The organism is Vicinamibacterales bacterium (genome assembly GCA_041659285.1).
In the GTDB taxonomy this organism is placed as follows: Bacteria; Acidobacteriota; Vicinamibacteria; order Vicinamibacterales; family UBA2999; genus 12-FULL-67-14b.
The window spans coordinates 160897-179739 of sequence record JBAZYO010000012.1 but is presented as its reverse complement, the minus strand read 5'-3'; the positions used below and the strand labels follow the sequence as shown (position 1 = coordinate 179739).

Below are 18843 nucleotides of genomic sequence, written 5' to 3'. Positions count from 1 at the left end.
ATCAGATTTCACTGATAGCCGAGAGCTGAGCAAGCTCGACTCCTGTGGGGGAGTCGTTAGGCGGGAGGGCGCTACGCCGGCGCCCCCCGCCATTTTTATTTGGAGATGCTGTTCATCGCCGCGACCCCATGCGTGCGGAGATGTGCGAGCGCCTGGTGGATCTGGACGAGGGCATACAGGAGTGGCGCTACCGCCACGTCAAGATGGTCCAGCGGACCATCGGCGCCAAGGTCGGCACCGGCGGGTCGGCGGGGGCGCATTACCTGGTCACGACCCTGATGACACCGGTCTTCCCGGACCTTTGGGCCATTCGCTCGGCACTGTAGCGGATTCAATCACCAAGTCACCAAGTCACCAGGTCATGAGATCACCAGATTAGCGGCCGCGATCCATCCGCCTGAAGTCAGCGTTTTCAATGTATTGGATCTAGCGGGCCGCTGCGACCCTGGTCGCGTGAAAACGCTCGGGTTTTTGTCGAATCGCGGCCTGCCGTCCACCGGCATGACGCTTGCTCTATGGAGGGTGAGAAGTTTGACGTCCCCCACAGGAGTCATTAGTTTCTCCGCCGACCTGTCCACCGTAGCCTTGGCGAAGGTGGAAGGCTTTCAGGCAAAGGCGGAATTTTTCGAGCCAGGCTGACTAGGCTGCTGGCTCACGGGGCCCTTATGAGGGCCCTTTTTTTTGCTCCGCCTGGCTGTGCGCGGAGCAATCCCGCCGAAGCCCTCGAGAAGTGCCGGGGCGAAGGCGGATAGTATTTCCCCAATGACCCGCGGCACCAGGCTCGTGTGCGTTGCGGCAGCCATGCTGGCGCTCACGCTTGCCGTGCGTGCCGCGCCGCGATCCCCGGGCGGGCTAGAGCCCGCCCCTGCGACCGCGCAATCTGCATCATCCACCTCCGCGGTTCCCGCTACGGCGGACAAGTCTGCGGCCTACCTTGGCTCTGCATCCTGCGCGCGCTGCCACGCCGCCGAGCACACCCAGTGGCAGGACTCCCTCCACGTCAAGATGACCAAACCCATCGCCGAAGCCACCATCGTCGGCGACTTCCGCGACGGGACGACGTTCGCGGATCACGATCGGGCGTATGCGTTCGGACGAAAAGACGGCAGGCCGTTTGTGACGGTGAAGTTCGGCCAGGCGCCCCCTGAGACCTTCACGGTGGACTACACGCTTGGCGCCAAGCGCTACCAGGGCTACCTGGCGACGCTGCCCGACGGGAGGATCTATGTGTTGCCGGTGTTCTGGCACATCGCGAGCCAGCGGTGGATGGACTGGAAGGAAATCACGCTTATTCCAGACGGCGCGCACGGCATGCGCCAGATCTGGAACGCCAACTGCTTCAACTGCCACGGCACCAACATCGCGCAGGGCTACGACCTCGACGCCAAGCGCTACAACTCGACGTGGACCGAGATGGGCATCGGCTGCGAGGCGTGTCACGGCGCCGGCCGCGAGCACGTTGCTTTGATGGACCAGTGGGAGAGGAACCCTGCCTCGAAACCCGCGTACGACAACAGCTCCGACAACCGGCAGCTGAGCGACACCCTGAAGATCTTCTCGACGCGCAGTTCCGATCCGAAGCGCGTGTACGATACCTGCGCCTATTGCCACGGCAACAAGACCAACGTGTTCGTGGGCTTCAGCGGCGGCGATCGCTACGCCGACTACGCGCTGCCGTTCCTGATCAGCCAGCCCATTCCGGCGCGCGACCACCAGGGCGAGTTCTGGCCCGACGGCCGCCCCAACCAGTTCAACCGGCCCCAGGCGCTGACCCTCAGCGGCTGCTTCCAGGCCGGCGCCGTGGCGTGCACGAGCTGTCACCTGTCGCACGGGTCGAAGTACGACGCCTCCCTGAAGGTCGACATCCATGTCGGCCGCCGGGGCGATGAGCTGTGCACGCAGTGCCATTCGACTCCCAAGTCCACGAGCCTTCCGCCTTCGCTAGAGCTACGGCGGACAAGCAAGCCCCAGGGCCCAGGCCCTGAGCCGGCGGCGTCCTTTGCCGGCGACGGCCTGTCGAAGCACACCTTTCATGCGCCGCAATCCGAGGGCAGCCGTTGTATCAACTGCCACATGAGCGACGTCAACTGGCGCATGCTCACTCGTCGTCGTGATCACTCATTCCAGCCGCCGGTGCCCGAAACCACCGCTCGGTTCGGCATTCCCAACGCCTGCACGACCTGCCACGACGACCGCTCACCCGAGTGGGCGGCGCGGCAGATGGACCAGTGGTGGGGGAATGGCGAGCGCCGAGGCAAGGCGATCACGCTGGCCGATACGATGTATCGAGCGGGCTCGGGAGACGTCTCGACATTGCCGGGCCTGGCGCGGCTCGCGGTGGATCGGTCGCAGGGCCTGCTGGTCCGCGCGAGCGCGGCTGAGTACATCGGGCGGTTGATTTCCGAGCGCCGGCCCGATGCCGCACAGGTGACGCCGGCCGTGGTCAACTCACTGATCGCCGCGGCCGCCGACCCCGAACCGGTCGTGCGCGCGGCTGCGGTGAAGGCGCTCGGTACGACCGGCGATCGCGAGCGCGCCCTCGCACCGGTGCTGGCCCGCGTCGTCGATCAGTCGCGCGTCGTCCGCGCGCGCGCGGCCGAGGTGCTGGCGAGCTTTGGGGTTGTCCAGTTGCCGGGCGGCGCCGGCGCGGCCCTGCGCACGGCGCAGGAGGAATACATCCTCAGCCTCGACACATTCCCCGATGTGGCGTCTCACCACGCCGCGAAAGGCTGGCTCGAGGCGGAACGCGGCCATGCGAGCGAGGCGATGGCCGCCCTGGACAAGGCGATCATCGTCGATCCGGGCTACGCGTATCCGTGGGTGGTGAAGGGGGTGATGTCGGCGCGGCAGGGGAAGTTCGCCGACGCGGTGGAGATGTGGAAGAAGGCCCGAAGCATCGAGCCTTCCTACCCCAATATCGATCAGTTAATCGGCGAAGTCGAGAAGCGCAAAGCGCCTTAGCCCTTCTTGAGCTGAGCGATCAGGCCCTTGGCCTGCGCCGCTTCCGCCGAGTTCGGATCCACGACGATCACCTTCTCCATGATCTCGAGGGCGCCGGCCATGTCGGCCTTCTGCAGCTTGGCCAGGCCAATCTTGAAGAGTGGCTTGCCCCACGTCGGGTCCATGTCCACGGCGCGCTGGTAGTACTTCACGGCCTCGTCGGTCTCGGCCTTCGCGAACTTCACCTCGCCGAGGTTGTAGAACACCTCGCGGTTGGCGCTGGTCGACGTCGCCACTTCCAGCAGCGACTTCTCGGCGTTGGCGAAGTCGCCCTTCTCGAGATAGGTCATGCCGATTTCGATCTTCGACTTGTCGTTGTTCGGGTCGGCGGCCAGCACCTTCTGATACGACGCAATCGCCTCGTCGTACTTCTTCTGCAGGCGCTGCACCTGGGCGATCTGCCCGTTGATCATCGTGAGCGCGGGCGTCTTGGTGAGGATGGCCTGGTAGGCGACGATGGCGGCGTCGTACTGCTGGCTGTTGGCCAGGTCCATGGCCTTCTGCAGTTCGGCCTGCAGTTCCTTGGTGTTCACGCCGGCGAGTGCCCCGGCGGGGCCGGTGGCGCCGGGCGCCAGCACGAAGTCCACGGGCGGCATGGGCGCGCCCAGCGAGCGGACGGGCACGTTACCGGAGGAGGGCGTGAAGCCCGGGGCCGCGGCCGTGATCTTCCAGGTGCCGGTCTTGAGGCCGATGATCGAGTAGCGCCCCTTGTCGTCGGTGGTCGCCGTGAACGACGATGGCGACGCCTGCGGATTTTCCGCGGTGATGGTGGCGCCCTTCAAAGGCTGGCCCTGTGGATCCTTGATGGTGCCGCCAACCCGGCCCGTCTGCGCCGCGGCCGGGAGGGCCGAAACCACGAGCGCCACGACCAGAGCCGCCGCCCCAAAGAATGTCTTCAAGTCACGCATTGCTAGCATCTCCCTTAAAAGAACCACGACCGAATCAGTATATTAGCCCGATGCGTTTGACGCTACTCGCCCTCGCCCTGGCGGCCCTGGCCTCGGCCGCACCGGGAGCCCAGGCGCCCTCTTCTGCGCCCAAAACCGCGCTTTCCCTGGCCGGGCCGCTGACCCGGATAGACGAACTGGTCCGCGACGGCATGACGGCCAGGCAGCTTCCGGGCGCGGTGGTGCTGGTCGGGCGCGGCGATCAGACGGTGTACGAGAAAGCATATGGCTCCCGGGTGACGGTCCCCGCCGAAGAGCTGATGACCCTTGATACGGTGTTCGACCTCGCGTCGTTGACCAAGGTCATTGCGACCACCACGGCGGTGATGACGGTGGTTGAGCAGGGCAGGGTGAGGCTCAACGACCCGGTGGCGTCGTTCATTCCCGGGTTCGAGCGATACGGAAAGGCCGGCATCACCGTTCGGCACCTGCTGACGCACGTGTCGGGCCTTCGCCCCGACGTGGATCTGCACCCCTGGAGCGGCTACGAGGCCGCCATTGCCCTGGCGATCGACGAGGTGCCGACCTCGGCGCCGGGCGAGCAGTTCGTCTACAGCGACATCAACTTCTTCCTGCTTGGCGACATCGTCACGCGGGTGACCGGGCAGTCGCTTGACGCGTACCTGCGACGCGCGGTCTTCGGACCGCTCGGCATGCGGGACACGGGCTTTCTGCCGGCCAAGATGCTGATGTCGCGGATCGCCCCGACCGAGCGGTGCGCGGAACAGGATGCCTGGCCCTGCAAGCGTCCGGACGCGGCGCCGCTGCGCGGCGTGGTGCACGATCCCACCGCCCGGCGCATGGGCGGCATCGCCGGGCATGCCGGCCTGTTCAGCACGGCCCGCGACCTGCAGCGGTTCGCGCGGATGCTGATCAACGGCGGCGTGCTGAACGGCACGCGCGTGCTGTCGGCCGCCAGCGTGAAGGCGATGACGTCGCCGGCCACGCCGGCGGGCATGACGAGCGTGCGCGGACTCGGGTGGGACATCGACACGTCGTACTCGAGCAATCGCGGCGACCTGTTTCCGATCGGGTCGTACGGCCACACCGGGTTCACCGGCACCAGCCTGTGGATCGATCCGGCGTCGAAGTCGTACGTGATCTTTCTGTCGAGCCGCTTGCACCCGGACGGCACCGGCGATGTCGGTGTGCTGCGCAGCCGGATCGCGACCGTCGCCGCGGCGGCGCTTCTTGGCGACGCCACCGGGGTCCGGCTAAGGCCGGACGCTACATTGCCCGGGGTCCGGCTGAAGCCGGACGCTACATTGACCTCACCGGTCCTCGCCGGCGTTGACGTTCTCGCCCGCGACGGCTTCGCGAAGCTCAAGGGCAAGAAGGTCGGCCTGATCACGAACCACACCGGCCGCGCCCGTGACGGCAAGAGCACCATCGATCTGCTGCACGGCGCCCCCGGCGTGCGTTTGGTGGCGCTGTTCGCGCCGGAGCACGGCATCCGCGGCATTCTCGATGAGGACGTGCCGTCGGCTCGCGACGAGCAGACGGGACTCGCCATTCATTCGTTGTACGGCGCCACGCGGCGCCTGACCGACGCGATGCTCGCCGGCATCGACACGCTCGTCATCGATCTCCAGGACATCGGGTCGCGCTTCTACACCTACCCGGCGACCGTGGGCTACGTCCTGGAGGAGGCCGCGAAACGAAAGATTGCGGTGATGGTGCTCGACCGGCCGAACCCGGTCAACGGCTGGCAGATCGAAGGGCCGAACCAGTCCGAGCCAATCCGCGAGTTCATCGCCTATTTCCCGATGCCGGTGCGACACGGCCTGACCCTCGGCGAGCTGGCGAAGCTGTTCAACGAGGAAAAGAAGTTCAACGCCGACCTGACGGTGATTGCCGCCGAGAACTGGCGGCGCGATTACTGGTTCGACGAGACCGGGCTGGCGTGGATCAACCCGTCGCCGAACATGCGCAATCTCAACCAGGCGACGCTCTACCCTGGCATCGGCGCCATCGAGTACTCGAACGTCTCGGTCGGGCGCGGCACCGACCAGCCTTTCGAGCAGCTGGGCGCGCCGTGGATCGACGGGCCGCGGCTGGCGGCCGCGCTGAACGCGCGCAAGCTCGCGGGCATTCGCTTCTATCCGGTGGCCTTCACGCCCACCTCGAGCAAGTACGCCAACCAGGCGTGCCAGGGCGTGTTCATGGTGATCACCAATCGCGCCGCGCTCCAGCCGGTTCGCGTCGGGCTGGAAATTGCGGGCGCGCTGTTCACGCTGTTCGGCGAGAAATACCAGCTCGAGAACACCGACCTCCTGCTGGGTTCGCGTGACAGCCTCGAGCGCGTGAAGCGCGGTGAGGACCCGGCCGCGGTGGCGGCCAGGTGGGGCGCGGACGAAGCGCGCTGGCGCCGCCTGCGCGCGAAGTACTTGCTGTATCGCTAGGGGACTGACCCCGAGCCCGCAGTGCCGAGGGGTCTGTCCCCTCCGCCGCACTGCGACAGGGCCTGTCCCCTCCGCAGCGCTACGGCAGGGTCAGACCCCTCAGCAAGTCACGTTCGGGGTCAGACCCTCCGCATTGCTGCGGCAGGGTCAGACCCTAGAACCTGAAGCGGATACCTACCGTGGGCAGGCGGGGAATCGACTGGTCGCGCTCTTCGACAATGCGCGGCCGATCGGCGGCGGCATCGTGCTCGAGACGCGGGTCTAACGCACCGGCGTTCTTGCGGTTCAACAGGTTGATGATCTCGGCGTAGAACTCCCACCGGCCGGCGGCCCCGCGCGGTTTCCAGGTGGCGCGCACATCGACCCGGGCAAACACCGGCAAACGCGCCTGGTTCAGGTTGGCCGCACTACCGAAGTCCACCCCGTAGACCAGGCGGCCCGCGGCATCACGCTCAGGCAGCAACTCGCCGGTCACGCCATCCCCATCGCGGTCGAGCGTGTCTTCGACCGCCGCCACCCGCACGCCGAGCGGAGCCGTTCTCGGAAACCCCGAGGCGACCCTGATGGTCGACGCCACTTCCCACCGCGGTGTGACGCGATAGGCTGCCACCGAGGTGAAGGCATGCCGCCGGTCGTATTCGAAGTCGTAGCGCCGGCCGTACGCATCGCGAGTGGTCTTGCCCCACGTGTAGCTCGTCCACCCGCTGACGCGGGCGCCGGCAGCGCCTGTCCGCGACAGGAACACATCGAAGCCATACGCCCGGCCATGTCCGTCGTTGGCCGGCATCGTCGTGATGAGCGGATCAACGGGAACGCTGGACTGCAACTCCGCAGGGAAGTCGTAGCGTGACACGCGGGCGAGGCGCGCCGGCTCGGTTTCGAGCTGGCCGATCAGCAAGTCGGTGAAATGCTTGTAGTACCCCTCAACCCGCAGGGCGGCGCCGCCGGGCAGGTCGTGCTCAACGCCCGCCGACGCTTGCATCGCGCGCTCGCTCCGCAGCGTCGCGAGGCGTTCGTCGGTGAAGTCGAGCACGTAGTCGCTTTGCGCCAGCTTCTCGTATCCCGGGCTCTGTGTGTATCGCCCCGCCGCCGCGCGCAGGCGCGTCGAGCCGGCCAGCTGGAACGAGGCGGACAGCCTCGGCGAAAACAGCGACTCGCCGGTCACCCCCGGTCCATCCCATCGCAGGCCCGCCTGGAGCGAGCCACGGGACCCGACGGGAAAGGTGTCCTGGACCCAGGCGCCCGCGCGCGTGGACTCCTGCGAGGACTCCAGCAGATCCGGCAGCCCGGCGCCGCCCTGCACGCTTGAACCGTTGGCCGCGTTCGGATTGCGATCGCCCGTGATCGCAAACCGCAATCTCGTCGACAACCGGTGCGCCTCCGCTCCCGCCTCGAGGACGTGCGCGCCCAGCGCAAACACCAACTCCTGCCGCGCCGAGACGTCTTTCACCGACAGGACGCGTTCGAACACGACGCTGGAGGTTCCGTAGCTCTCGTCGCGCGGCGCGTTCGACCGCTTGCTGGTGTTCTCGAAACTGGCATCGACGCCGAAGGTCGATCGCGTATCGGAATAGCCGACGACGGTATGGGACTGGCCGCTGGTGCCCAGCGCCGTATCGACGCGCGTCCACGCCAGGTCGTTCTCCGTGTCGTCCTGGAACTCTCCCCGCGCATCGTCCTCATCGATCTCGATGGCGGCAGCCTGTCGGCTGCGCAATCCGAACAGCGTCACCCGGCGGCCCGGCGCCGGTTCCCACACGCCCTTGCCCTGCAGATCGCCAAAGGCCGGGAACTCCTGATCGGCGATGCGCGATGCGACGAGGTCGTAGTAGGTGCGCCGCCCGGTGACGAGCCACGACCCGACGGCCTTGCCCGGCAACCGCCCTTCGAGGACCAGGTTGGCATCGGTGATGCTGAGGGACGCGGATCCGCCAAACGCCTGCGATCGCGTGCCGTCGCGGTTCTCGACCACCAGCAGCGACGAGAGCCGATCGCCATACAGCGCGCTGAACCCGCCGGTGGACAGCTCGAAGCGCTGAATGGTCTCGGGATTGAACGCGCTCGTCAACCCGAACAGCCGATACGGATCGTGAATCTCGACGCCGTCCATCACGGTGAGGTTCTGATCCGGTGATCCGCCGCGAACCGCGAGCCGGCTGCCGAACTCTTCGGTGGCCGCCACCCCCGGCAGCGTCTGCAGCGTGCGATACACATTGTCGAGCGCGCCCGGCGTGCGCAGCACTTCCACGGGAGCGACAGTCGCCGCCGCCGGCGCCGCGGCGGGCGGCGGGGCCGTCACGGCGACGCTGGTGGCGAAACCGGTGTCGCGGGCGAGTGCCAGTTCGGCGCCCGTGAGGCCGGCCGGTGGCACGTCCAGTTCGGTCGCGAGCGCGAAGTATCCGTCGGCTTCGACCAGCACCGCGATGCGGCCCAACACCGCCGGCAGGGTGAAACGGCCCGCGGCATCAGTGACGGCCTCGCCCTGGTTCGCCGACAGCCTGGCGCGGGGAATGGGAGCGCGCGTGCCGGCATCGATGACGATGCCGGCGATGGTCGGGGGTGTGGGTGCCTGCGCCATGGCCGGGGAGGCCGGTAGCAACAGGGCCACGGCCAGTACCAGCCGAGTAAACATCTGTAAAGTCAGACGCCTTCGTACCCGGGTTGGTTCCCGCGTGGCATCACGCACTTATCCTGCCGCTGCTCGTATACTCTGCACAACCGTAATCTCAGGAGCGCCCACATGAAGATCCGAATCGTGGTTCTTGCGTCGGCAGTGGTCCTGGCCGCCACCGGCGCGCTGGTGGTTGGTCAGCAACAGGCGGCCGAGGCGCCGGCCTCGAGCCGTCCCGCGATGACGCGTCCCGCGGTCGCCGGCCGCAACGGCCTGGTCACGACCGGGCATCCGATTGCCTCGTCCGCGGGCCTGCAGATCCTGTTGAAGGGTGGCAATGCCTTCGACGCGGCAGCCGCAGTCGGCGCCATGGCCGCGCTGGGCGAGCCCGAGATGAACGGCATTGGCGGCAACGGCTTCATGACCGTGTTCCACAAGGCCACCGGCAAGGTGTGGTCGCTGTCGATGGCCGGCGCCGCGCCGAAGGCGCTGGTGCCGGGCGAGATGACCGCGGAAACGCTCAACGCCGGCATGAAGGCGGGCATCGTGCCCGGCAACCTGGGCGGATACCTCTCCGTGTTGGAGCGCTTCGGCACCATGAGCATCGCCGACGTGTTCGCGCCCGCCATCGAGTACGCCGAGCAGGGCTATCCGATCGATCCCATGCTGGCGCAGTCGATCGCGCGCGGCCGCAACACCCTCGGCAAGTACCCGACCACGGCGAAGATCTTCCTGCCCAACGGCGAGCCCCTTAAGGCCGGGGAGCTGATGCGCAACCCCGACTACGCGGCCACGCTCCGCAAGCTGGTGGAGGCCGAACAGCAGGCCAAGGCGAAGGGCGCTTCGCGCTCAGCGGCCATCCAGGCCGCGTTCAACCGCTTCTACAAGGGCGACATCGCGCAGGAGTTCGACCGCTTCTTCAAGGCCAACGGCGGCGTGCTCACCGCCGCGGACCTGGCCGCCTACACGCCAACCTGGACCGAGCCCCTGCATACGACCTATCGCGGCCACGACCTCTACAGCAATCCGGCAACGTCGCGCGGCGGCTTCGAAGTGCTGATGGGCGCGAACCTGATCGAAGCCGTGGACCTGAAGGCGGCGGGTTCCGGATCGCCGGCGGCGCTGCATGCCGTGATCGAGTCGATCAAGATCTCGAAGGCCGACATCTACCGCTACGTGGCCGATCCGGCCTTCGTGAAGGTGCCGACGGCCGGGTTGCTGTCGCGAGATTTCGCCAACACGCGCCGGTCTCTCTTCAACCCGGCGCGGGCAATCGCCTATCCGCCGCCGGGCACGCCCGACGGTGGGCCCGCCACCATGCCGAGGGCCGGCGGCCCCGCGTTTGACGACGCCTACGATCCCGAACAGCACACCACCTCGTTTTCGATCGTCGATCGGTTCGGCAACGCGGTGGGCTGCACGCCCACGCTGGGTGGACTGTTCGGCAGCAACGTCGTGGTGGGGAACACCGGGCTTCTGCTCAACAACGGCATGCGCCTCGGCTCGACGTCACCCTACCCGACCGATGCGAACTACGTGGGCGCGGGGAAGACTCCCATCCTGAACAACTCACCGGTCGTCGTGCTCAAAGACGGCGCGCTGGCGTTTGTCTTCGGCACGCCGGGCGGCGAGACGATTGGGCAGACCGAGTTCCAGGTGCTGATCAACCTGGTGGATTTCGGGATGCCGGTACAGGACGCGATCGAGGCGCCGCGCCTCGCGCTGGATGCGGCCCCGAATTTCTACAAGCCCGGCGCCGCCATCACCGTGCGGGTCGAGAGCCGCGTTGCGGCCAGGACCATCGAGGCGCTGAAGGCGATGGGGCACACGGTGGAGGTGTTGCCCGGATGGGGGAGCCTCGGTCACATGCAGGTGATTCGCGTCGATCCCAGGACGGGTGCGATGACGGCAGGCGCCGACCCGCGACGAACCGGTTACGCGATGGGGTACTGACAGGGAAGTTGGAAGTTGGAAGCGGATCTCTTGCTTCTCACTTCCAACTTCCAACTTCCAACTTCCAACTTCTTTGGGTGGCACCGCGCAGGAGCCTCACTTTTTGCCGCGCCGCTCGTGGTCGCAGCCGTCGCCTTTCTTGTGGCCGTTTCTGCCACGCTCGTGATCGCACGTGTCGCCATCACGATGGTCGTGGTGGCGGTCGTCATCCCGGCCCGCGCAAGACGTGATCAGGCCGTGTTCGCGCCCGGTGATGAGCCGCGCCCGTTCCCAGGCCCTGGCCAATTTGGCCACCGCGCTGACGCCGCCACCGTGATGGCGCGCTCCGGCCAGGGCAGCTGCGATCAGGTCGTTGAACGTCGCACCGGTCGGCAGCAGCCGATTGGCCACCCGCGTGGTGCATGAGCCCACGCGGACAAAGGGCGCCAGGTCCGACTGGTCGAAGGGGTCGGTGTTGTCATCGACGCCGTCGTGATCCGTATCCGTCGTCGAGGGCGGCGGTGGTGGTGGCTCGACTACCGTCACACGGAACGCCACTTGACTGATGTTGCCGTGGGCGTCGGTGGCCGCGCAGGTGACCGTGGTCACGCCAATCTGGAACAGCGAACCGCTCGCGGGCGCGCACGCCGCGATCAGATTGCCGTCAACGAGGTCCGCGGCCGTGACCGCCGGCCAGGTGATCACCATCCCGGTGGCGTCCGTGGCAGTGGCAGTGAGGTCGGCCGGCGGCGTCACGACCGGCGGTGTCGAATCGACGACGGTCACGGAGAAGCTCGTGCTGCCGCGATTGCCGGCGGCGTCAACCGCACTGCACGAAACCGTCGTCGCACCCACCGCGAAGGCCGAGCCGCTCGCTGGCGAACAGGTCACCGCGACATCGGCATCGACGCTGTCGGTCGCAACGGGATCGGTCCACGTCACGCTGGTCGCGACGCCGCCGGCTTCGACGCTGATGTTGTCCGCGCCTGCCACCGCGGGCGCGTGAGTGTCGCGCACGGTGACCTCCGACACGAAGGAGGTTTGATTGCCCCACGCATCCGCCGCGGTGCAGTGAAACTGGTGGGTGCCGACCGGGTAGGCGCCGAAGGGCTCGAGACACATCGTGGGGACCTGCTGTGTGGCAGGTCCGCCGGTGCCATCGAGGGCGCCCAGCGTGGCCTCCTGCACGTCGGCGCCAGACGGTCCGACCGCCTCGAGCGTGACGGTGCTGACGCCCGCCGCCGGAGGCGTGCTGTCGATCCACGGCATGTAGAGCGGCAGGTTGGTGGTCAACTCGAAATGCGACGTGCTTGTGGTCCGGTCGGCATAGAAGATGTCGAGCGAGTAGGCCTGCGAATCCTGAAGCCCCAGGCTGGCCACATCCACCTGGCCGCACGCGACGTTGCGCACGCCGCCCAAATCCACGACCAGCGTGCCGTTGATGAAGATCCACATTGAATCGTCCGAACACGCTCTCAGCATCGGCTGATAGCCAGCGGTCGCGTGGTAGATGAATTTCGGGTGGGCCTCCACCGTGAAGTGGTAGTTCCGATCGACGCCCGGATAGTTGCCGAAACCGCGGCCGTTCAGCGGGTCGAACGTCGTGTCCTTGAACTGGTACACCCCTGACGCCAGGTGTGTCATCGTGATCTGCTCGGTGGACACGTGGAACAGCGGTGCACTCCCGACAACCGAGGCGTTATAGAGCGTGTTCGCGAACCAGGTCTCGAACGTCCCCGCGCCGAACGTTGTGGCGGCGGGCGAAGGCCTGATGGCTCCCAGGTAGGTCTGCGGGTTGACGACGAGGGTGGGCAGCACCTCGCCAGTCACCACGCCCGTCGGTGGCCACTCGAAGTCGGGGTGCGCGGGCGTTCCGGCCGGCGGCGCCTGGGCGCCGGCGACCACGTCGCGCACGATGATGGGGAGAGAGTAGGTATCAGCCCCCTGTGCCTGCGATTGGACGGGATCGACCAGGCCGATCGCGCTGGTGAAGGCGGCAAACAGGAGTCGCGAGACAACGCGTTTCATTCCGGCACCTCTGAGATTGGAAGAGACACACAGGATGTCGAAGCCGCCGGCATTACGGAATAGGTAGATCTACTGATTTCGGGATGGGTAGACTTGCCCCATCCGATGCGATGGCTTCCGTCCCCCCCAAGACCCCTCGCGTGCTGGCTGTCAGCGGCGGTCTGCTTGGCCGCCGCCACGCCTGCCGCCGCGCAGTATCGAATCGACCGCTGGACCACCGACAACGGCCTGCCAACCAATTCGGTCACATCCGTCCTCCAGACCCGCGACGGTTTTCTGTGGATGACCACCTACGGCGGCCTGGTCCGTTTCGACGGCGCCAACTTGAAGACCTACAACACCGAGAACACGCCGGGGCTGCGCACCGGGCGGCTGATCTCGCTCTACGAGAGCCGGGACGGCGCGTTGTGGATCACGACCGAGGGCCTGGGCATCACCCGGTTTGCCGGCGGCCGGTTCGCCTCGTATTCCACCGCCGACGGCCTGCCCGACAACGAAGTGGGCGCGGTGTTCGAGCAGCCAGACGGCACGCTGATCGTGGACACGAGGCGGGGCGCGGTGAAGTGGGAACGCGGCGGGTTCGCGCCCGAGACCTCCCTGCCCAGCCGCGGCGACCGCGGCCGCACCATCCTCGGGCGCTCGATGGCGGGCGCGATCTGGTTTCGCGATGGCAACGGCATTCACCGGTTCGAGGGCGGGCGGATCACGCGCACGTTGTCGCTCGACATCGACCCGGTGAGCGCCTACGAGGACCGTGCCGGCCGGCTGTGGCTGCAGCTGAAGGTCGTGGACGGCGATCGCACCCGCCAGCTCGCGTGCGTGTGCGACGGGCGGCTGGTTCGCTACACCGCCAGGGACGGCATCCCGAGGTTCGGCACGATCGCGTGGTCGGAGGACCGCGAGGGCCACGTCTGGTTCGGGTTTCGCAGCAATGCCGGGCTGCTGCGCTACGACGGCCAGCGCTTCATGCACCTGACTACCGCCGACGGCCTTCCCGGACCGAACGTGGAGATGGTGTTCCAGGATCGCGAGGGCACGCACTGGGCGCCCACGGATGGCGGGCTGGCGCGGTTGACCGCCCGCCCGCTCACGTCATATTCAGCTGCCGACGGGCTCGAGACCAACAACACCTACGTCGTCTACGAGGATCGGCGCGGCGACATCTGGATTGGCGGTTGGGCCGGGCTCACGCGCTATCGCGACGGCCGCTTCGAGGCGATGGCCGCCGCCTACGGCGTGGTGCGGCAGAACGTCACGTCGATCCTGGAAGACCGCGGCGGCGCGCTCTGGCTGGGCGTCTGGGACGGCGGCATCCGGCTCATCAAGAACGGGCGGGTGGCCGCGTTGCCGAGTCCCGTCGGGATCGTAACGCGTGCCATCTACCAGGGCCGGGGTTCCGAGGTGTGGTTCGGGGGGCGGGAAGGCCTCGCGCGCTACCGCGACGGCGTGTTCACTCCCGTCGTCACCGGCTACCCCGGCGGCGAAGTGCAGGTGCTCTTCGAAGATCGCGACGGCGCCCTGTGGATTGGCACCGACTCGGGCGTGGCCCGCTACCGTGACGGCGTGTTCACGAAGTTCGGCGAGCGCGACGGCATCGCCGGCCAGCCGATCGTCCGCGCCATTCACCAGGACGCCGACGGCACGTTGTGGTTTGGCACCTACGACAGCGGGCTCCTGCGGTTTCGCGATGGCCGCTTCAGCCGCATCACCACACGCGACGGCCTGTTTGCGACCGGCGCCTTCCAGATCGTCGAGGACGCGCAGCAGCGTTTCTGGATGACCTCCAACGTCGGCGTCTATCGCGTGTCGCGGCGGGAGCTCGACGACTTTGCCGCCGGCAAGACTCGTCGCGTCACTTCGGTGGCCTATGGCACGCGCGACGGGATGCTGCACTCGGAATGCAACGGCGGCACCCAGCCGGCTGGTGTCTCGACCCGGGATGGCCGCATCTGGTTTCCGACGCAGCAGGGTGTGGTGGTCATCGATCCCGGGACCATCCCGGTCAACACCCAGCCGCCGCCCGTGGTGATCACGCAGTCGATTGTCGCCAACGAGCCGGTGGCCGCGCGGGATCGCATCGAGATTCGCTCGGGACCGACCGCGCTCGAACTGCACTTTGCGGCCCTCACGTTCGTGCGTCCCGAGCAGTCGCGGTTTCGCTTCAAGATGGAAGGCCTCGACGAAGACTGGATTGACGCCGGCGGCGAGCGCACGGCCCGGTATGCGCAGCTGCCCTACGGCAACTTCGAGTTCCGCGTGATTGCCGCCAACCGCGACGGCGTGTGGAACACCGAGGGCGCGCGGCTCGCCGTGGTCGTGGTGCCGCCGTTCTACCGGACCCGGTGGTTCTTCACCGTGCTGCTGATCGGCGCCGCCGCGATCGGGTTCGCGGTGCACACCTGGCGCATGAAGCTGCTCCGGCGCGAACAGGATCTGCAGCAGGCGTTCTCGCGTCAGCTGATCGACTCGCAGGAGGCCGAGCGCAAGCGCATTGCCGCCGGCCTTCACGACGGCCTGCAGCAGAGCCTGCTTGTGATCAAGAACTGGACGCAGATCGGGCAGGCGGCCGCCTCGGCCGACCAGGCCGCGGGGCAACGCTTGCGCGAGATCGACGACGCCGCGTCGCAAGCCCTGAGTGAAGTGCGCGACATCGTGCACGACCTCACGCCGTACCAGCTCGATCGCCTGGGCCTGGCCCAGGCGGTGGCCGACATGGTGGGCACCGTGTCGGCATCATCGTCAATCCAGTTCGCGTGCGACGTCTCGGGGCTCCAGGGGCAACTGGGTCAGGAGGCGGAACTGACCCTGTTCCGCATCATCCAGGAGGCCATCAGCAACGTGGTAAAGCACTCGGGCGCGCGCGCGGCCTCCGTGACGATTGCGTCCGATGCCGTCGCGGTTCGCGTTCGCATCCAGGATGACGGCCACGGGTTCGAGGCGTCGCCGACCGCGTCGCGGCGCGGCAGCGGCGGTGGATTCGGATTGTTCGGCATATCGGAGCGGGTCGGGATGATCGGCGGCCGGCTCCACGTCGAATCGACCGCCGGCAAGGGGACCACGGTGGCGATTGATCTGCCCATCGGCGGAGCGTCGCGATGAGCGGCAAGGCGGCAGTTCGCGTGCTGCTGGCCGACGACCACCCGGTGTTCCGCATGGGCCTGCGCCTGGTGCTCGACGCGGCGCCCGGCGTGACCGTGGTCGCGGAGGCCGAAAACGGTGACGTCGCGCTCACCCGCATCCAGGAGACCCTGCCGGACGTGGCCGTGCTCGACCTGGAGATGCCCGGCAAGGACGGCATCGAGGTGGCGCTGGCGGTGCAGCAGTTGCGGTTGCCGGTGAAGGCGGTGCTGCTGACGGCGCACAAGGACGCGGGACTCGTGAACAAGGCGCTCGACTCGGGGCTGGACGGCTACCTGCTGAAGGATGCCGCCGCCAGCCAGATCCTTGAGTGTGTCCGCCAGGTGCGGGACGGCCAGCGCTACGTCAGCCCGCAACTGTCGGCGCTGCTGCTGGCGCGCCGGCAGAGGGCTGACGCGCTGGAGACCGCGACACCGGGCCTCGCGGACCTCACGCCGGCCGAGCGCCAGGTGCTCGCGCTGGTGGCCCAGGGCAAGACCAGCCGCGAGATTGGCGAGGTTCTGTTCATCAGCCCGCGAACGGTGGAGCACCATCGCGCGAACATCGGCGACAAGCTGAAGCTGCGCGGCGTCAACGCGCTCATCACCTTCGCCATCGCCCATCGATCCGAACTGTCGTGACGCAGGCCGGCGTGCAGCGGCGGTTACATCCGATAGAGCATCAAGTAGACGACGACGCCCGTTACCGAGACATAAAGCCACAGCGGCAGCGTCCATCGCGCGATCTGCTTGTGCTTGTCGAAGCGGCTCGACAGCGCTCTCGACACGGTGATGACAACCATCGGGACGATGGCGACGGCCAGGATGACGTGGGGAATCAGGACGAGGAAGTACACCGTCCGGATCCACCCGGTCCGCTGGAACGGCACCGAGCCCACCTGCAGGTGATACACCACGTACGACGTCAGGAACGCCGCCGACATCACGAGCGCGGCGATCATGCAGCGCTTGTGTGCCTGACGGTGGCCGCGCCGGATCAGGATGTAGCCGGTCGTCAGCAGGACGAACGAAATCGCGTTCAGCGTGGCGTTGAGTGCGGGCAGGTCGGTGACGGTCATTGGGATGGGCGGCTCACCAGCAGCGTGCTGATCGACAGGGTGACGAGCGCGAACACCGCGACGGTGCCCGCGGCGGACGCGAGGTTGGCGGCAGGCACGCCGGTGAGAAACGCCCGCAGGATCTCCACCGCCGGCGTCAGCGGGTTGAGGCGCATCAGCACCTGCACCCAGCCCGACGCGCCGGTCGCCGGGAACAGCGCGCCCGACAGCAGCCACATCGGCACCAGCGCCACGTTCATGATGGCGTGGAAGCCCTGGGTGGATCGCAACGGCCACGCGATCATGATGCCCAGCCCGCTGAGCGCCAGCCCCAGCAGCGCCACGCAGGCAATCGCCGCCACCACGTCGCCCGCGCTCGGCGTCAGCCCCGAGAACGGCAACAGCAGCAGGAAGACCAGGCCGTTGAGCACCGCCAGCGTCGTGCTGCCCAGCGCCTTGCCGAGCACGATCGCCGCGCGCGGCGCCGGCGACGCCAGCACACCCTGGAGGAAGCCTTCCTGCCGATCCTCGATGATCGAGATGGTCGAGAAGATCGCGGTGAACAGCACGATCAACGCCAGTGAGCCTGGAAAGTAGTACGGCAGGAAGCCGCCCTCGGCCGTGCCGGCCTGGAACGACGAGCCCAGGCCCGATCCGATCACGAACCAGAAGATCACCGGAGTCAGCAGCGCCCCGACGACGCGGCTCGGCTGCCGCAGGAAGCGGATCACGTCGCGCCGCCACAGCGAATAAGTGGCCAGTATCATGCTCATCGCCAGAAGGGCGGAATTTCAGGTCTCTGTCGCCAGGAGGGCGGAACTTTAGTTCCGCCGCGTGCCGTGATCATGAAGACAGCCTCGTTCCGGTGTGGTGCACGAACACGTCTTCCAGCGTCGGCTTGCCCACCGACACGCTGGCGATGTCCGGGCCGAACGCCTCGACCAGCGTCGGCACGAACTCGTGCGCCCGGCGCCGCTCGATGCGCAACGTCGCGCCGACCACCGTGAAGTCGATGCCGAACGTCTGCTCGAGCTTCGGCTTGAGGGCATCCGCGGAACCGACGGGGTCGATCGTCAGCACGTCGGCGCCGATGGCGTCCACCAGGTCGGCGGGCGCGCCGATCGCCACCAGCTGTCCTTCGTGAAGAATGCCGACGCGGTCCGACACCGCCGCTTCCTCGATCATGTGCGTGGTCAGCACGATGGTCGTGCCGGCATCTTCGCGCAGGCGCCGCAACTCTTGCAGTAACTCGCGGCGGGCGGTGGGGTCGAGGCCGCTGCTGGGCTCGTCCAGCACGAGCAGGGGCGGCTCCGGCAACAGCGCCTTGGCCAACTCGACGCGGCGGCGGAGGCCGCCGCTGAGGGTGCCGACGCGGTCGCCGGCGCGCGGGCTCAGCCCGAACCGTTCCAGCGCGCGCTCGATGCCGCGTGCCAGCGGCGCCCCCGACAGGCCATACAGGTAGCCGTGATGGCGAAGGTTCTCGAGCACCGTGAGCCACGGGTCCACTGCCGCCGACTGGAACACGACCCCCAGCCGCTTGCGCGCCTCCGACGGCTGCTTCGCCACGTCGAGGCCGAACACCTCCACGGTGCCCGAGGTGGGTTTGATCAGGGTGCTGATGATCCGGAACAGCGTGGTCTTGCCGCCGCCGTTGGGGCCGAGCAGCGCGAACATGTCGCCGGCGCTCACCGAAAACCCGAGCCCGCGCAACGACTCGCGGTCACCGTAACGGTGCCGCAAATTCGTTAC

The 18843-nt window shown here is 67.5% G+C and carries 12 protein-coding genes; 6 read left to right on the top strand and 6 right to left on the bottom strand.

Annotated elements, in window-relative coordinates; translation table 11 throughout:
• Positions 1-128: 128 nt before the first annotated feature.
• A complete protein-coding gene (locus tag WC815_18390) occupies positions 129-326 on the top strand; it encodes a tryptophan 2,3-dioxygenase family protein (GenBank protein MFA5910753.1) in 198 nt (65 codons plus the stop codon).
• 679 nt (positions 327-1005) lie between these two features.
• Positions 1006-2961: a cytochrome c3 family protein gene (locus WC815_18385; protein ID MFA5910752.1), complete on the top strand. Its 1956-nt coding sequence runs from the start codon at positions 1006-1008 to the stop codon at positions 2959-2961.
• Here the strand turns inward: WC815_18385 and WC815_18380 are convergent.
• The gene (locus tag WC815_18380) at positions 2958-3899 is read right to left on the bottom strand and encodes a tetratricopeptide repeat protein (protein ID MFA5910751.1); all 942 of its coding nucleotides are present in this window, start codon (positions 3897-3899) and stop codon (positions 2958-2960) included. The genes WC815_18385 and WC815_18380 overlap by 4 nt on opposite strands.
• Before the next feature lie 59 nt (positions 3900-3958).
• Between WC815_18380 and WC815_18375 the strand changes: the two genes are divergently transcribed.
• A complete protein-coding gene (locus tag WC815_18375) occupies positions 3959-6349 on the top strand; it encodes an exo-beta-N-acetylmuramidase NamZ domain-containing protein (protein ID MFA5910750.1) in 2391 nt (796 codons plus the stop codon).
• 154 nt (positions 6350-6503) lie between these two features.
• On the opposite strand, the gene WC815_18370 is transcribed toward WC815_18375, so the two are convergent.
• Positions 6504-8981: a TonB-dependent receptor gene (locus WC815_18370; protein MFA5910749.1), complete on the bottom strand. Its 2478-nt coding sequence runs from the start codon at positions 8979-8981 to the stop codon at positions 6504-6506.
• A 108-nt stretch (positions 8982-9089) separates the two neighbouring features.
• On the opposite strand from WC815_18370, the gene ggt reads away from it, so the two are divergent.
• Positions 9090-10913, top strand: a complete 1824-nt coding sequence (gene ggt / locus WC815_18365; protein ID MFA5910748.1) for a gamma-glutamyltransferase — start codon at positions 9090-9092, stop codon at positions 10911-10913.
• A 96-nt stretch (positions 10914-11009) separates the two neighbouring features.
• On the opposite strand, the gene WC815_18360 is transcribed toward ggt, so the two are convergent.
• Complete coding sequence (locus WC815_18360) at positions 11010-12920, bottom strand: HYR domain-containing protein (GenBank protein ID MFA5910747.1); 1911 nt, start codon at positions 12918-12920, stop codon at positions 11010-11012.
• Between the two features lie 165 nt (positions 12921-13085).
• Here WC815_18360 and WC815_18355 point away from each other — a divergent pair, with 165 nt between their 5' ends.
• Positions 13086-16019: a two-component regulator propeller domain-containing protein gene (locus WC815_18355; GenBank protein ID MFA5910746.1), complete on the top strand. Its 2934-nt coding sequence runs from the start codon at positions 13086-13088 to the stop codon at positions 16017-16019.
• On the top strand, positions 16016-16678 hold the full coding sequence (locus WC815_18350; GenBank protein MFA5910745.1) for a response regulator transcription factor: 663 nt from the start codon (positions 16016-16018) through the stop codon (positions 16676-16678). Before WC815_18355 ends, WC815_18350 begins: the two co-directional genes overlap by 4 nt.
• A gap of 23 nt (positions 16679-16701) precedes the next feature.
• On the opposite strand, the gene WC815_18345 is transcribed toward WC815_18350, so the two are convergent.
• From WC815_18345 to WC815_18335, 3 genes are all read right to left on the bottom strand, one after another.
• Positions 16702-17115 (bottom strand): DUF420 domain-containing protein, encoded by a 414-nt coding sequence (locus tag WC815_18345; GenBank protein MFA5910744.1) that lies wholly within the window; start codon positions 17113-17115, stop codon positions 16702-16704.
• Complete coding sequence (locus WC815_18340) at positions 17112-17867, bottom strand: ABC transporter permease (GenBank protein MFA5910743.1); 756 nt, start codon at positions 17865-17867, stop codon at positions 17112-17114. Before WC815_18340 ends, WC815_18345 begins: the two co-directional genes overlap by 4 nt.
• 70 nt (positions 17868-17937) lie before the next feature.
• The gene (locus WC815_18335; protein MFA5910742.1) at positions 17938-18834 is read right to left on the bottom strand and encodes an ABC transporter ATP-binding protein; all 897 of its coding nucleotides are present in this window, start codon (positions 18832-18834) and stop codon (positions 17938-17940) included.
• Between the last annotated feature and the right edge of the window lie 9 nt (positions 18835-18843).

Coding starts and splice junctions, on each gene's coding strand:
- WC815_18360 (MFA5910747.1), bottom strand. CDS start 12,920: ATGAAACGCGTTGTCTCGCGACTCCTGTTTGCCGCCTTCACCAGCGCG.
- WC815_18375 (MFA5910750.1), top strand. CDS start 3,959: ATGCGTTTGACGCTACTCGCCCTCGCCCTGGCGGCCCTGGCCTCGGCC.
- WC815_18385 (MFA5910752.1), top strand. CDS start 1,006: ATGACCAAACCCATCGCCGAAGCCACCATCGTCGGCGACTTCCGCGAC.
- WC815_18370 (MFA5910749.1), bottom strand. CDS start 8,981: ATGTTTACTCGGCTGGTACTGGCCGTGGCCCTGTTGCTACCGGCCTCC.
- ggt (MFA5910748.1), top strand. CDS start 9,090: ATGAAGATCCGAATCGTGGTTCTTGCGTCGGCAGTGGTCCTGGCCGCC.
- WC815_18350 (MFA5910745.1), top strand. CDS start 16,016: ATGAGCGGCAAGGCGGCAGTTCGCGTGCTGCTGGCCGACGACCACCCG.
- WC815_18340 (MFA5910743.1), bottom strand. CDS start 17,867: ATGAGCATGATACTGGCCACTTATTCGCTGTGGCGGCGCGACGTGATC.
- WC815_18390 (MFA5910753.1), top strand. CDS start 129: ATGCGTGCGGAGATGTGCGAGCGCCTGGTGGATCTGGACGAGGGCATA.
- WC815_18345 (MFA5910744.1), bottom strand. CDS start 17,115: ATGACCGTCACCGACCTGCCCGCACTCAACGCCACGCTGAACGCGATT.